The organism is Chryseobacterium sp. CH25 (genome assembly GCF_004119455.1).
GTDB lineage: Bacteria > Bacteroidota > Bacteroidia > Flavobacteriales > Weeksellaceae > Chryseobacterium.
This window is the reverse complement of the sequence record NZ_NRQT01000013.1, coordinates 1-15,979: the sequence shown is the minus strand read 5'-3', so window position 1 is coordinate 15,979 and position 15,979 is coordinate 1. Positions and strand designations below refer to the sequence as shown.

General features: G+C 33.4%; 15 protein-coding genes. 5 read left to right on the top strand and 10 right to left on the bottom strand.

Annotation, left to right across the window (positions count from 1 at the left end; all coding sequences use genetic code 11):
* Positions 1-513: a GNAT family N-acetyltransferase gene (locus BOQ64_RS21100; RefSeq protein ID WP_129059215.1), complete on the top strand. Its 513-nt coding sequence runs from the start codon at positions 1-3 to the stop codon at positions 511-513.
* A gap of 124 nt (positions 514-637) precedes the next feature.
* Here the strand turns inward: BOQ64_RS21100 and BOQ64_RS21095 are convergent, their stop codons facing one another.
* The 3 genes from BOQ64_RS21095 to BOQ64_RS21085 form a co-directional block, all read right to left on the bottom strand.
* Positions 638-1,372, bottom strand: a complete 735-nt coding sequence (locus tag BOQ64_RS21095; RefSeq protein ID WP_129059214.1) for an SIMPL domain-containing protein — start codon at positions 1,370-1,372, stop codon at positions 638-640.
* Positions 1,373-1,483: 111 nt separating this feature from the next.
* A complete protein-coding gene (locus tag BOQ64_RS21090) occupies positions 1,484-2,269 on the bottom strand; it encodes a carboxypeptidase regulatory-like domain-containing protein (protein ID WP_129059213.1) in 786 nt (261 codons plus the stop codon).
* 58 nt (positions 2,270-2,327) lie between these two features.
* Positions 2,328-3,128, bottom strand: a complete 801-nt coding sequence (locus BOQ64_RS21085) for a hypothetical protein (protein ID WP_129059212.1) — start codon at positions 3,126-3,128, stop codon at positions 2,328-2,330.
* A 182-nt stretch (positions 3,129-3,310) separates the two neighbouring features.
* Here BOQ64_RS21085 and BOQ64_RS21080 point away from each other — a divergent pair, with 182 nt between their 5' ends.
* The 4 genes from BOQ64_RS21080 (at position 3,311) to BOQ64_RS21065 (ending at position 8,563) form a co-directional block, all read left to right on the top strand.
* The gene (locus BOQ64_RS21080) at positions 3,311-6,451 is read left to right on the top strand and encodes a UvrD-helicase domain-containing protein (RefSeq protein ID WP_129059211.1); all 3,141 of its coding nucleotides are present in this window, start codon (positions 3,311-3,313) and stop codon (positions 6,449-6,451) included.
* 249 nt (positions 6,452-6,700) lie between these two features.
* Positions 6,701-6,886: a hypothetical protein gene (locus tag BOQ64_RS21075; protein WP_129059210.1), complete on the top strand. Its 186-nt coding sequence runs from the start codon at positions 6,701-6,703 to the stop codon at positions 6,884-6,886.
* Positions 6,887-7,501: 615 nt separating this feature from the next.
* Entirely contained in the window at positions 7,502-7,735 is a 234-nt protein-coding gene (locus tag BOQ64_RS21070; protein WP_129059209.1) for a bacteriocin-like protein, read from the top strand.
* Positions 7,736-7,744: 9 nt separating this feature from the next.
* Positions 7,745-8,563: a GLPGLI family protein gene (locus tag BOQ64_RS21065; RefSeq protein WP_129059208.1), complete on the top strand. Its 819-nt coding sequence runs from the start codon at positions 7,745-7,747 to the stop codon at positions 8,561-8,563.
* 75 nt (positions 8,564-8,638) lie between these two features.
* Here BOQ64_RS21065 and BOQ64_RS21060 read toward each other — a convergent pair whose 3' ends face one another.
* The 7 genes from BOQ64_RS21060 to BOQ64_RS21035 form a co-directional block, all read right to left on the bottom strand.
* A complete protein-coding gene (locus BOQ64_RS21060; RefSeq protein ID WP_129059207.1) occupies positions 8,639-9,148 on the bottom strand; it encodes a ferritin in 510 nt (169 codons plus the stop codon).
* A gap of 127 nt (positions 9,149-9,275) precedes the next feature.
* Complete coding sequence (locus tag BOQ64_RS21055; protein ID WP_129059206.1) at positions 9,276-9,722, bottom strand: hypothetical protein; 447 nt, start codon at positions 9,720-9,722, stop codon at positions 9,276-9,278.
* A 178-nt stretch (positions 9,723-9,900) separates the two neighbouring features.
* Positions 9,901-10,944 (bottom strand): hypothetical protein, encoded by a 1,044-nt coding sequence (locus BOQ64_RS21050; protein ID WP_129059205.1) that lies wholly within the window; start codon positions 10,942-10,944, stop codon positions 9,901-9,903.
* 138 nt (positions 10,945-11,082) lie between these two features.
* Complete coding sequence (locus tag BOQ64_RS21045) at positions 11,083-13,608, bottom strand: 4-alpha-glucanotransferase (protein WP_228448510.1); 2,526 nt, start codon at positions 13,606-13,608, stop codon at positions 11,083-11,085.
* On the bottom strand, positions 13,536-13,733 hold the full coding sequence (locus BOQ64_RS24245) for a hypothetical protein (protein WP_228448509.1): 198 nt from the start codon (positions 13,731-13,733) through the stop codon (positions 13,536-13,538). The genes BOQ64_RS21045 and BOQ64_RS24245 overlap by 73 nt, the downstream gene beginning before the upstream one ends.
* Positions 13,734-13,872: 139 nt before the next feature.
* Positions 13,873-15,042 (bottom strand): T9SS type A sorting domain-containing protein, encoded by a 1,170-nt coding sequence (locus BOQ64_RS21040; RefSeq protein WP_129059204.1) that lies wholly within the window; start codon positions 15,040-15,042, stop codon positions 13,873-13,875.
* 316 nt (positions 15,043-15,358) lie between these two features.
* Entirely contained in the window at positions 15,359-15,556 is a 198-nt protein-coding gene (locus BOQ64_RS21035) for a hypothetical protein (protein WP_129059203.1), read from the bottom strand.
* Positions 15,557-15,979 lie beyond the last annotated feature (423 nt).

The window sequence follows — 15,979 nt, the reverse complement described above, 5'->3', positions numbered from 1 at the left end:
ATGGAATTTTTACCAATTACTTCTGCTGAAGATCATAGAGTTCAGGGAATCTATACTTCTTACACCCATACTTTTCCTGTAGACGAACAAAGAGATCAAGAACAGTTTCTGGATTTATTTTCAAATCCGAAAGTAAAATTTATGTCTATACTGCATGAATCTGAAGCAATTGGCTACCTCATCTTATGGGAACTTAGTTCTTTTGTTTTTGTAGAACATTTTGAAGTGTTTGAGGCTTTCAGAAGTAAAAAACTAGGATCTAACATCATGCAGCATCTATTGGAAAACTATCCGAGAATTATCCTGGAAATCGAGCCTGAAGATCTGAATGAAGATGCTAAAAGACGTTATTCTTTCTATCAGAGAAACAATTTTGATGTGATTGATACTACTTATATCCAGCCAAGCTATGGAGAAGGGAAGCTGTCTCTGAACTTATGGTTGTTGGCCAACTATTCTCCTGAAAATGTGGAGGAACTTAAAACTGAAATTTGCGATATTGTTTATCCTTAATATAGAACGCCGGAAAATTTCCGGCGTTATTTTTTTATTACTATTGAAATACTATCTGAATAAGATTAATCACAGATTTTTGTGTTGTATTCTTTCTGTTTATGAGATTTAAACTAATCAACATCTAGTTTACTTCATATTCTAGTTTTATGGTGATACTGGCTTCTTTTTCTTTAGAAGATGTATTGAATGTTCCGCCGTAAGAATAGTCTTCGTTCGAGTTAGGAGCTGTAATCTGAATAACTCCCATTGTTGCTTTTTTTAGATTTCCTAAACTGCTTCCGGAGTTCTCTGCAATCTTTTCAGCTCTTTCTTTAGCATCTTTTGTTGCACTGGCGATCATTTCCTGCTTTACCGTGGCCAATTTTGTATAAAAATAGGAAGGTGAAGAAGAGGTAAACTCAATTCCACGGTTGATAATTTCAGTGATATTTCTGGAAAGGTTTTCAATTTTGCCGACTTCCTTACTTTCGATAGATACATTTTGAGTCAGGTTATAACCAGAAAATTCTCCCTGTACGTAATTTCCATTGGAATCATTGTAACTTCTGAACTGTTTCTGAATATCAACAGAAGAAAAGACAATCTCATTCTGTTTTATTCCTTTTGAAATCAGATAATCATTGATGACTTTTCTATCCAAAGCTAGTTCATCATAAGCAGATTTCAGATCGGAATTATTCTTAGAAAAACTTCCGGACCAAGTAATAAGATCAGAAGTAAAGTGCTTGGTTCCCAATCCAGTTACAGAGATGGTATTTTCAGATTTATTTCTGTTTTTGATTGCATTTCCTAAAAATCCTAAGCCTAGAACAAATCCCAAAGCTCCCACCGCTACCGCAATAATATTTTTATTCATAAAATTCGTGATTTTGATTTGATTATGAGTTTATTGCAGCAATTTCCATTCCAATATTTTAAGTTTTTTTTAACATTTTAAAAAGAACTTAATTTTATGAATAAACCTTGTCTATCTATGACTGTTATTAAGCCGTTCAATAAAAACCGGAATCACTTCTTCCATTCTCAGCATAACCCCTGAAAGATTTCTCGCTTTTACATAGGTACGAACCTGAGGTTTTGCTAAAAATGAAAATTCAATAAATTCAGAAATTTTATCTGCAGGAATCCCGGCCTTTACAAAATAATCATCTTCTACCCTGCTCCGAACCCAGGCAATATGTTCCTGCAAATCGTCATATCTGTACTGTCTCTTCTGCTTCCTCGCCTTACCGCTTATCAAATCATAAACTCCCTGTACGTTAAGATTTCCAAGTAATATAGGCAAAAGAACACTTTTTACTTCTGCCGGTTTTTCTCTCATCTTTCCTACAGGTTCAGGCAGTCCAACAGCTTGTTTTACCTGCTCTCCTCTGTCTACTTTCGCAACAATTCTGGAATCCTGCTCCAGGTCGCCGGACAGCTTTTTTACAATTTTCACTTCTCCAACATCTTTGGGAATCTGAAATAAAGTTATTAACAATTGTGGATTGATCCCATCCGTAAGAACCCGTCTGGAAACTCTTTTGAAATCTTCTTTTACAAACCTCAGTTCATCACTAGGATTAGCATCAATAGAAAATATTCCCTGTGAATTAGAGTATGTCTTTTTATCTGTAGACATATTGACAATGGTTACAGCGCTCAGACTTTCTCCATTATCATCAATAATTCTTCCTGTTACAGTCTGCTGGGAGAACAAAAAATTACTGCATAACATCATCAGGAAAATAATTCCTTTTTTCCAATTCGTCATTACCCTATTTCTGAAGTTATAATCCAATTGTTCTTATCTCTTTAAAAATGTCAATATTTTACTTAGTATCAAGCTTATTTAGTTTTCGGTATTCTGCAAAAGCAACCTGCAACTCAGACCTTAATACAGCTTTGTCAAAGTCCTTTCTAAATTTTCTAGAAAGGTATCTTGTTTCTTCCGCATACACTAAAAATGTATCAATCTGTTCATCTTCCATCCCATATTTTCTAAGGAAATCTAAATTTACTTCATTTTTAAGCTGTATCATAAAGTTTTGATACTCTATATAATTTGCTTTTGTAATTTTAGGTTTATCTGCCTTACTAATTAGACTAACTGCCTTACCAATAACACCTAAAACATCCACCTGCCCTACTTTATAATCATGGCCTGTAAAAGTTTTAGAGATCGATTTATCTGGTAAAGGTTCCTTTAAAGGACTTCTCATATATTTTGACATCTCCGATTTTAACGATCTCAGCTTTTGTGGCTCACTGAGACGTTTACTATCTTTTGCAAGGTTCCCGGTAGGTTTGAAGGCAATCTGTACTTCCGGAATCTGGATGGTTGACCGGACAAGACTGATATTCATGGGCTGCTGTACATTTTCCTGAGAAACTTTCTTCACTACTCTATCATACCCTGCTTTTATAAATCGTAATTCATCTCCTATTTTTCCGGAAACCATAAAGTGCCCATCTCTATTTGAAAGTACCATCTCATCAGTTCGAATGTTAACTACAGTTACATCCTGTATTTCAGCACCACCATCAGAAACCACTTTTCCGAAAATGTAACTTTGGGCATTGAAATGGATAGAAAAAATCAGAGATAGAAAAAGAAGTAGTTTGAATTTCACAGGTTATTTTTTATAGAGCAAAGCTAAAATTATTTTTAAATTGTTGTATAAGTTTAACCACCGTTAACGCGTTTTAATATTTCTTTCTGCTTTTTGATGCTGAAACTGTTAAATAGGCTGTTTAAATTGTTAAATTTTCTTTTAAATTTTAGCTAACTTGCAGTCTCAATTCTCTTTTAACAATGCAAAATTCTTACACAGTCATCAATGCTTCAGCCGGATCCGGGAAAACATATGCCCTGGTTCAGCGACTTCTGATGATCTGTCTCCGTTATCCTAATCAACAGCAATCGATCAGGAATATTCTTGCTCTTACGTTTACGAATAAGGCTGCCAACGAGATGAAGGAAAGAATTTTGTCATGGCTTGGGAATTTTTCAGCCAGTAATTATGCAGAGAATGCTGATCTTAAAAATATTCAGAAGGCTTTTGAAGAACAGGGGCTAAAGATTACTATTGATGAGCTGCATCATCGTTCTAAAAGATTACTGGATCATATTCTTCATAACTATTCTACTTTAAATATCGGGACGATTGACCGTTTTAATTCAAGGCTGGTGAGAAGCTTTTCTTATGAATTGGGATTGGCAAAAAATTTCAATCTTGAAATTGAAGCGGAACCGTTTCTAATTGAGGCTGTGGATAAAATGCTGGATCAGATTGGTGAGAATGACACCATCTCTAATTCTTTTATGGATTATGTGGATTACAGTCTTGAAAATAATGAAAGGATCAATCTTAATAAAAACCTTTACGACTCGGCAAAGGAGTTTGTAAAGGATATTCACTATGAACACCTGAAAAACAATGATAGTTTTGATGATACGAATTATGAAAACATCAAAAATACGCTTCGTAAAGAAATTGTCCTGAACAAAAAACAGGCTGCAGAGCTTGCTGCATCCTCTATTGAATTATTCAAATCCAGAAATATTGAGATTGAAGATTTTGCTCAGGGAAAAAACGGAATTGGTGGTTTCTTTACCAAGGTCATTGATTTTTATCAACAGAAAAGAGCAGGTTTTCCTTTTCCTACTACCCAGGAAGAATCTGTCATCAACAATTACAGAAAAGGAGCCTCTTCAAAATCTAAGCATAAGGAATCTGAAATTTTTGAAATTCTGGATCAGCTTATTGAAAACAGAATGAAGCTTATTCTTCTGTATATTGAGACTCAGAAAAAAGAAAAGGTTTTATCTGCACTGTTGCCTTTAAAGGTGAATAAGGATATTCAGGATGAGCTGAAGAAAATTGAGGAAGAGAATGATCTTGTTCTTCTGTCTAAATTTAATATTCTTATCAATGAGAACCTTAAAAATGAGCCTTCAGCTTTTATTTATGAAAAAGTAGGAGCACAGTTTCAGCATTATTTCTTTGATGAGTTTCAGGATACCTCAGAATTGCAGTGGCAGAACTTTGTTCCTTTGAGAGATCACAGTGTTTCCACAGAATATACATCCTTTACTCTTGTGGGAGATCCTAAACAGAGTATCTACAGATTCCGTGGTGGGGAAAGTAAACTGATGCTGGATATTATCAACAAAAAAGAATTTTCTCCCAAAGAAGCGGATCTTTTGGTCCTTAAAGACAACTGGAGAAGTGCCAGAAATATTGTACATTTCAATAATGAACTCTATCAGTATCATTCTCTGGAACTGGAAGAGGAACATAAAAATATTTTCGGGGCAGATGCTGAACAGACTCCGAAATCCAAGATTGACGGACGCGTAAAGGTAAACCTGATCGAAAATCTCACCAATGAAGAGTTTTATGATGATACATCAGAGAGCATGAGGAAAGATATTCAGGAATGCCTGGATAACGGATTTAAGTTTTCCGATATTACGATTCTGTGCCGTGGGAATTTTGATATTTTCAGCTATTCTCAAAAGCTGGGAAGTTTAAAGGTTAATTACCATGGTGAGGAAACCAATATCAAAACGATTTCTGATAAAGGTCTTACGCTGGAGCTTTCCAATACATTAAAAGCGGTTATTGAGTTTTTAAGATGGGAAATCAATCCAAAGAACAAACCCTGTCTTATTATGATGATGTATTACCTGAATACATTGGGGAAAATTCACATGGCAGATTTCACACTGGAAATGAAAGAGATTCTGGATATTGAAAGTCATGAGGAAATACTTCAGTTTATACAGCAGAAATATTCATTACAGTTAAAACAGGATCATTTTCCGAGATTCAACCTGTATAATTTTATAGAGTATTATATCAATGAATTTTCAGTGAAGAATAAAGAAACGGATTTCCTGCTGAACTTTTTAGAAATGCTTTTCAACTTTACCCAAAATGCAGGTGCAAGCACCAAAGAGTTTTTAAAATATTGGGATGAAGAAGCTTCTTCTTACACTATTCAGGCTTCAGAAAATATTGATGCTATCCAGATCATGACCATTCACAAGTCTAAAGGGCTTGAGTTTCCTATTGTTTTTATTCCTATGATGAACAAAAACAGGGACAGCGAATTTACCAACTGGTTTGAAACAAACGAGAATGATGCTTTAAAATCCGTCAACATTAACCAGTTCAGTAAGAATCTGGAAGTATATGATGAAGAAATTCAAAAATTCAATAAGAAAAATTCATATAAAAATCTGATTGACAGATTGTGTCTGCAATACGTAGCAACAACAAGACCTGTTGAACAGTTATTTTTCTATCTTCAGAAGGCTAATAAAACTTCAAATAATCTTGAACTGCTGGAATTTATTCAGACTAAAAATACTGAAAATGCAGATTCATTTGATTTATATGAGGTGAAACCTGAGATGTTGAAAAAGCACTCCAAAACCAAGAGTTCATCTTTTAAAACACAAAACATTCAGAATCTTAAGAATGTAAATGAAAAGAGTACTTCTATCAAAATTGCTACCCCATCTAAAAACTACCAGGTAAGAAATGAGAAAGTAAGAATCGGGCTTTTTGTACATGAGCTTTTATCTAAAATCAATACTGAAAAAGATATTAACAAAGTACTGGAAGGTTATGCATTGGAAGGTCAGATTACATTAGAGGAAAAGAATGAAATACAGACCACTTTACAGGAGATTGTGAAAAAATATGCCGAATTCTTTGATGAGAAGTGGGAAGTGATCAATGAAAAAGATATCATGATTTCTGAAAATGGAGAAAGCCATATTTCAAGACCTGACCGCATTCTAAAAAGTGAAGAAGGTTATATTATTGTAGATTTTAAAACCGGAGAGGAAAAAGGCAAGGATGAAGAACAGGTACAGGGCTACAAGAATATACTTGAAAGATTAGGCAAAAAAGTTCTGAAAACACAGATCATCTATCTCTAATCTATAGACCCCATTGGAATTAGGGACTGATATTGTTGAGCAATAAATATGATACCCTACACATACCACTTTTCTTAACCAAAATATAATACTCATTGAAGTATTTAGGACAATAGATTAAATTGTATCTTTCGTCATATAAAAAAACTACTGGAAAATGTAAATTAATCTTTATGCTTAAAAACTAACACAAGTATTTATTATATAGCCATGAAAATTTATTTTATCTCATTTCTTATAAGCATCATTATGATAGTCTTATCCGGAACGGTCATATTTAATATTCTGGAGTGTATTGATCCCCCTGTAACCAAGGATGGTCATAGGTATATACCTACAGAAAACCTGGCAAAAGCCTCATTTTCAAGCCTTATTATAGGAGCTGTTACTTTTATTGCTGCTATCAGAATACAGAGATTAAAGAAGAATAAATAAATATTCTATAGATCAGTCACAAACATTATGTTAAGGAATCGGATCATTAAAAATTGGAAAGTCCTATACAATATTCAATGGGTTGGCTTCAGTATTTTCATTGTTTTAACAGCTATCTATTATTGGAATAGGGCGGCTCATATTTATTTTAACAGGAGTCTTCAAACCATTAATTTTAAAAGTATATTTTCTCTGATAATGACCTTGCTTTTTGCTTCTTTTGCAATGGTTATACTGATATACCCCCTACTGTTTCTCATACAGGCTTATATCATCCGACATGAAAAAAGGTACGGTAGAAAGCTCCTTTTTTTATTTGTATTATATCTTTTGGCTGTCTTTTCAGTATTCTCATTATATACAATCAATAACAGTCATGCTATAAAAGCCTTGTAAACTTTGCATTAACCGCTTATAATAAACTACCTAAAAAATATAAAACAACAGACTAAAATAATCACCATATAATGATTATTATATCACAAAACTAATATTTACTCTTTTATCCATAGTATATCCCATTAATTAAATAGAGTATTAATTTTACTTAATTTATATCTCTTTTTAATGAATTAAATGTATATTTACACCTCAATTTTAAAAATTTTAATAATTATGAAAAATTTCAAGAAACTATCTCGTGAAGATCTTAAAAGATTAGGTGGAGGTAATGGAGTTAAGTGCGAATTAAGCAGAGGAGAATTTGTATGTGAAGATCAGTCAGGAGGGGGTAATGAGCCTTGTAAGCAGTGCGTATCCTGTTCAAACAGACAGGGAGCCCAGTCTTGTTACACAGATCCAAACGGTGACTGCGCTGAAGCAAAAAGAAAAGCAGCATACCTTTGCTAATTATTATTCATGTATAAATATTTTCTTTTTATTTTCTTTTGCATCCAATCTACTTATGCTCAAAACTATAGGATTATCTATGATTTTAGTTATAAGTTAGATTCTACAAAATCTAACCCTGATACAATCGAAATGGTTCTTGATTTACAAGGTAACACCACCAGATTTTATTATAAAAAATTAATTAAGCTTGATTCTCTGGTAAGAAATAAAGAAATCATTTCTTATACATTTCCTATCCAACAAGTTATAAAAAGGAATCGGAACTCTTTTGAAAATGAAAATTTTGTGAATGTAGAGGATAAGTATTACAGTTATCTGTCGAGTGATAAAATAGTCTGGAAAATACTGCCTCAAATTAAATACACAAATAATTATAAACTGCAAAAAGCGGAAGCTATATGGGGTGGCCGAAAATGGGCAGCATGGTTTGCACCGGAAATTCCAATATCTGAAGGGCCTTACAAATTTAAAGGCTTACCAGGATTAATATTAGAATTAGGAGATACTGGTGAAAATTTCAGTTATAAACTGATATCGTTTCATAAGGACTTATCAGATTATAATACTGCAAACATTGTTGAAACCAATCTAGGAATGATCCCAATAAAAATTTCACTTAAAAAGTATCAGGAATTATTATTAAACCGATATAGCAACCCGTTCAGTGAATATAATAACATGAAGGAGGGATCCTGGGGACTAACAATTAATGATAAATATATCAATACCTTGGAAGGCTTAAAAAGTATTAAGAGAGATTATCAATTAGAAATCAAAAGGAATTATAATCCTATTGAATTGGATAAAGCTGTTAAATATAAATAAATAATATACAGAACATGAAAATAAAAAACCGCGGTCTTCTGATCGCGGTTTTATATTGTTAAAAACTTTCGGGTTTTAAGCAGTTGTATCAGGAGCAAATACTCTCTGAGACAATTCCTGGTCAAAAAGGTATAATGCAGATGGATTATCGCACACCATTTTGATTTTAGTTACATACTGAGATGCACTTGCCTCTTCTTCCACCTGTTCATTGATGAACCATTGCATGAAAGATGTTGTTGCGAAATCTCCCTCTTCATTAGCATTCTTTACAATATTGAAAATACTTTTAGTTACAATTTTCTCATGCGCCAATGCCTTTTCAAAAATATCTGTAGCACTTTCGAACTCATGTGGTGGCTTTGGAATTGCTCCAATGATAATTTCTCCTCCTACATCATTCAAATAATCAAACATTTTATCTGCGTGCATTAATTCTTCTTTGCTCTGTACTCTGAAGTAATTTGCAATCCCATCCAGGTCTTTTCCTGAAAACCATGCAGACATTGAAAGATAATATTGAGCGGCGTATTGTTCGTGGGCAATCTGTTCGTTAATTAATTTTGCAATTTTTTCGCTAACCATAAGTATTGAATTTATATTCAAAAATAAGGAATAAATGCCCGAAATCAAAAGTTTTACGGAAAATTAATACAGAAAGGATGGAAAAAATCCCATCCTTTACACATTAAAAAATCAAAATTATAAATTGCTATTTTACTTCAGGAGCAGCTGTATTCATCGGCTTTTTCATCATTCTTCTATCCTTCATTGCCATTCTTTTCTGTTCCATTTTAGCTTTTCTGTCAACCTGCCATTTATCATACTGTTCAGGAGTAAGGATCTTCTTCATATCAGCATCCATTTGTGCTCTTTTGGCTTTCATTTCTTCCATTTTAGCCTGTCTTACTTCTTTATTCTTTGCAAAATCAGCTTTCATTTCGGCTTTTCTTTTTTCATGTAATGCCTTTACCTGTGCTACCTGCGAAGCATTAAGGTTAAGATCTTTCTGCATCTGTGCAAGATGCTCCTGCTCTTTTTGTTGCATTTTCTGCTGCATTTCTGCTCTTTTTGCTTCTCTGTCCTGTGGAGTTGTCTGTTGTGCCATTGCAAAACTTCCCATTCCGATAAATGCTATTGCTAAAACTAATTTTTTCATCTTTTTAAAATTTAATTAATTGTTATTATACCTTTTTGATTCAGTATTAAACCATAGGTTAAATTAACGCATTCATAAATAATGTTAAATTTTAACTAAAATAAATCAATAATTAAACAAAAAAAGGACAGATTATAAAAACCTGTCCTTCACACCACTTAAATATAATATATGAAAATTAATTCCTTACCAAGCTTCCTCTAAAGCCTCCACTATTACCACGACTTGGTGAAGAATTTTCAGATCTTTGCTGTCTGAAACCACCACTTCCTCCTCTGAACCCACCATTATTTTCTCTTGATGGAGCCGCTTCCCGTCTTACTTCATTACTACCTCTAAATCCGCCATTATTATTCCTAGAACCTCCATTATCTGAGTTTCCTCGGAATCCACCGGAATTAGAGTTTTCTCTAAAACCGCCTGAATTACCATTTCTGAAACCCCCATTATCTGAATTTCCTCGGAATCCACCGTTATCAGAGTTTCCTCTAAAGCCCCCGGAATTATTATTCCTGAAACCTCCATTATCTGAATTTCCTCTAAAACCTCCCGAATTACGGAATCCACCACTTGATGAACCAGAATTTCCAAAACCGTTATTAGGTCTGCTGCTGCCTCTTACAATATCAAAAGTAGGATTCTCAACTCTTCTGAACCTTGAACGGTCTACTCTGTAAATATTGATGTTTACATTTCTGTATCTTGGCATTACAGTATATCTTGGAACATAATACGTTCTTCTATAATTTTGGAAATATATGATAGGACTTGCCCCTCTGTAATAGTTGTTCTGAAATACTATGAAAACTCTTGGTCCCATAATTCTTTCCAAAGCATAGAATCTATCATAATACCATCTATCCGGATTAAATCTGTAGAAGTTATCCCAAGCTGTAAAATTTGCATACAGGTTATTCAATCTTATAATCTGATCTACCTGCCAACGGTTTAATCTGTTCTGTATAAAAAAACCGTTCCAGTCTATATTGATAATACTGTTTCTGTAATCGTTATAATAGCTTTGATAATAATCTCCTGGATAATAGTCCTGAGGATAGTTATAATAATAATCATCAGGGAAATAATTTCTGTCATCTTCATCGCTATAATAGCCATTGCCATTCTGATAATAACCATCATCACCCCAACCATTATTCGGATACTGCTGAGCAGACGTTAAAACGCCAAGCCCAAAAGCTAATCCCAAAAATATTTTTTTCATCTGTATAGTCGTTAATTGGTTAATATATAGCAGAATATCTCAATTCTATCTTTTTGATGCAAATAAAAAAAGAAGTTAAATCCATAGATCAAACTTCTTTTAAAATATATTTAACTAATTGATAATCAGATGTTAAATTTACACTCTACCACTATCTTTTATCCAGTGAGCAATTTTTTCGTTGAACACTTTTTCATCTTTAAGCGCTTCCAGTTTTATATGCATTCTATACTGCCAATAATGAGGGAAAACGGCTGGATTATTTATCCTTTCATTATCTATTTTAGGATTGGTAAGTTTTGCATCTGTAGCCAGGAATTCCTGAATTGGGAAGATAGCCAACATAGATTCATTATATAAATGCTGCTTCATAATGATTTCCGCCAAATGAGGAGTTAATTCTGCAGGAGCTTTTCCATATTGAACCAATTGCTGATTAAAATATTTCTGGGTTAAAGCAGGTTCTTCTTTCCACCATTGTCTCAAGGTTGAACTGTCATGAGAAGATGCAGTCACCACATTCATATAATTGGCATTTCGTGGATCATAGAATGGAATATTCTCTGCAGGCATACGTTGAACTTTCAGAGCGATAATCGCCAGTTCATCCATTACAACTGGTACACAGGCAGGAACCATACCAAGGTCTTCTCCACAGATCAGCATTTTAGTAGCATTCAGAATCATCGGAAGTTTCTCCATAGCTTTTTCATACCAAAGATGATCCTGTCTTCTGAAGAAATAATCATGATACAGCTCATAAATATTTTTCTGTTCAGCTTCCGGAAGATATTGATAAGATTCTGTATTATAAACATTGAATCTTGGATGGTAAACTGTTTCTCCTTTTCTTTCTTCCGGTAAAAACAAAACATTGGCACAAAGGGAAATCAACTTTTCCTCAAGTGGACCATATGGGTTTTTCTTAAAGAAATCTGCCAGCTTTCTTTGGGTATCAAATTCTTCTTTAAAGGAATAAGTTCCATCTGCCTTACGGTCCATAAATACCAGAGCCTTTCCGCTATCTGCCGCAAAATATTTCCATAAGATTTCATTGTTGATAAAGGGCTTACAATATCTTTCAAATGTAAATGGAATCTGCCAAGCCTTAAATTCGTCTGCAACAATAGGAACAGCAGGATAAAAATATCCTAAAATTCCCTGTACGGCAGAGATAGGCATTCTCCATATTCTGAAGAAACCTAAAATATGATCAATTCGCATGGCATCAAAATACTGTTCCAATGCTTTGAACCTGTTTTTCCACCATCTGTAATCATCAGCCTTCATGGCTTCCCAGTTATAGGTAGGGAATTCCCAGTTTTGCCCAAGTTCTGTAAACTGATCAGGTGGTGCTCCGGCCTGGAAATCCATTCCGAAAAGTTCTGGCTCTGTCCAGGCTTCAACAGAATATCTGTAAATTCCAATAGGTAGATCTCCTTTTAAAGATACTCCAAGATTATGAGTATAATCTACAGCATCCTTCAACTGAACATGAAGCTGGTACTGTACCCAGGCATGAAGCATTGAAAGATCATAATCTTTACTTTTTGTTGTAAAAAGCTGAGTAATCTTTCCTGCAATATATTTTTTATGAGTTTTCCACTCATTGAAATTAGGTGTTTTGTATTTATCTCTTAAGACACAGAACGCTGAATAAGGAACCAACCAGTATTCATTATCTTTAATGAACTTTTTAAAGTTCCTATCCTTATAAATTTTATCTTTTTCGGCATTGAAAACTGCTCTCAGATACTTCCATTTCCCATCGATCATTTTTTCATAATCAATAAGATCAAGAGCGTTTAAAGCCTCTTTATCAGCCTTATATTCTTTAACTAATTCTTTCGGTAAAGAATAATCAAGCTTTTCTAGTGAAATATATTGGGGATGTAATGCATACACTGATACAGCTGCATAAGGATATGAATCTGTCCACGAATAATTAGCTGTAGTATCATTAATAGGAAGAATCTGGATAATTCCAAGGTTCGTTTCCTTTGTCCAGTCTGCCAGTTTTTTGATATCTGAGAATTCTCCTACTCCAAATCCTTCTTCACTTCTTAAAGAGAATACTGGAACAGCAACTCCGGCATCATGATACATCTGATACCCTTTAAATCTGAAATAATGATTAGAAACAATTTGCAAAACATCCGGCAATGGATTGGCAACTGTGATTCTGTTTTCACCGGTTTCAACATCTATAACCCTGTTCTCTTTAGTATCGAAAATACAATATTTAAACTCGATAATTTCATTTTCAGGAATTTCAACAGATACTTCCCAAAGACCAAAATCGGTCTGATGTAAAGGAACCACTCTGTTATAATCCCAGTGTCCTAAAGATGCAGTGCTTCCAAACAATACAATTCTCCAATCTTTATTATAAATAGGAGCCTCAAGTCTGAATAAGTGAGTATGTTTTTTTAGAATTGTTGATTTTTCCGGATTAAAGTCATGTAACTTATTGTAGAGAATTTTATTATTCAGATAATTCTCAGGGAAGTTTTTATTATTCCATTCATCAAAAATGATAAACTCTTTATAGTTATGTGGGAAATTAAGATGATGCTGAACAAACTCGTCTCTTAAAACATTTCCTTTTTCATTAACAACTCTGTACTGATAGGAAATGGATCTGGAAAAAAATCCACCTCGCATTTCCACAAACCATTCTCTGCACAAAACATCGTATGGATATGGGCCGCAGTACCTTCTTCACGAATCACCAACTGCAGATTTTCTCCGGCTTTTACAATATATCCTACATTAAAGTATAGCTTCATCTATATTTTTTTATAAAAATACATTTTAATATCGAAAAATAAAACTTGTTGAATATCAAATAATCATTAAAAAACCTTCTCAATAAAATCGAAAAGGTTTTTGTAATAAGTCTAATTTTCCATATCACTATTGAGGTGATTATTCAGTAACAAGAATTTTTTTGTTCAGTATAACTTTTCCGGATTCGTCAGTTAAACTTATAATATAAGCTCCGTTAATCAATCCCTTAAAATAAACCTTCTGATCCAATGATCCATCTTTAACAGATAAGCTCTGGCTCATTACATTTTTACCGGACATATCGAAAACATTCAGCTTAATATTTCCTTTTACATTCTTATTATTAACGTATACATTTACAAACTGCTCATTAACTCTGGTAGGATAAATATCAAGGTTAGCTAAAGCTTTACTATTTGCAGAAACTCTATCATTCACAAAGTACTTACTGGCCAAATCATAAATATGCAGGTTCTCTTCTCCAGGAAGTTGCTTAGCCTGTAAAGTAGCAAGGTCCACTTCAAATAAAGGAGCACCTTTAGCGCTTGCTATCACAACTTTTCCTTGTGAATTTACAGCGGAACCATTTACAGAATAGTTATCCGGAATCCCTGCAATTTTCCCCACAAATTTTGCTTTTAATTCTTTAGCAGATACTTTAAAAACATTTCCTGAAGCAGCAAAAATATAGAAATTGTTATCCGCATCGGCAACCATATCGCCACCAAATCCTGTTTCTATTGTAGTAAATGAATTTTTACCATTTGAAACATCATCCTTTATGATTCCAAGATCAGCAACCACATATTGCTGTCCTTTTTTACTGATCTGCAAAAGCTGTGTCCCTGAATTATTAACTGCATAAATATTACCATCATAGCCTGTAGTCATTCTCGTGATATGAGAATTAATATCACAAGATGTTACTTTTACCACATTATTTTCTACTAAAGTAATTTCCTTAGTCTGAGGGTTTAAAACATAAATATTAGAAGAAAACATAGGCATATATACCAGATTATTATTGGATGGATCATATGCCAGCGCAGCCATTGTAGTTGCCTGAGAATTATTAAAAGAATTTTTATCCTCAGTAACCAAACTTCTCTTGGTTTGAGAAGTAACTTTTGAAGAAGAATCAGCAGTAAAGATTTTCTCACCGGAAGTACCACTCATTGCATCCATCACACGGAAATCACTGAAATTAATAGCCTGAGTATCCTTTCCTGTGATAGCAAAAAGATCCTGTTGAGCATAGGCATTTACACCTAACAACAGTACAAATAGAGGGAATAAATGTTTTTTCATAGTATGTATATTTTAGATTCGTAATCATTATAATATGACTAAGTTACATAATTTACTCATTGAAAAAACAAAAAATATTTATGAATTCACTAAATATCAGAGACAAACATAATTTATATGCTCTGCTATCTTAAATATGACCAAGTATTATTATTCATTAAACAAAATATAAAAAACAGATTTTTATAGATGCAAAAATAGATTGCTATTGTTTGATTCCAAAGTTTACAAAATTAAAATCGGCTGCATCTCAAGTGATACAACCGATTTTATTATTTTAAAGACATTTTGAATATAATATTAGTTTAGTAATATATTATTGAGGGAAACGTTTTTTGCAGGTCTCTTCATTTCCACCAAGTTGAACACAACATTGATATCTACTCAAGCAAATACCATTTGGAAATCCTGTAATATAGCATATACCAAATCCCGGATCATCTGTTGGGCACCCAGGTCCCGCTCCAGTAAATGCTTTTAAATTTTCTCTTGAGATTTTCACTAAGTTTTTCATAATTATTTAGTTTTAATGTAGCCTACTCTATTAAAGCTTTTCGGCTTCCGCTTCTTATATCAATAATAAGAAATTAACTTAGATTACTGAAAACCAGAATCAATATTTAACAGCAAATTATAAACAATAAATCACAACATAAAGATTTAATTTATGGAATTATTATTAAAATCAAAAGAGAAAATAAAGAACATTTGTGTGAAACTTTAGTATATCTAGCCCATACGTGCGTAGTCCAAAGGAATTATGATAGTTTAAAGCTTGTCCTGGGAAGTATTAATAATGAATAGAGGTCTGTTACTTGATAAAAGTATTGGGAAACTATGTTTAGCTCCTTCCAGGATGACAAAATCAGATGGTTTATCAGAAGTAATGATACCAGGAAATAGATCCATAATACAAGTAAGAATAGATCATAAATCT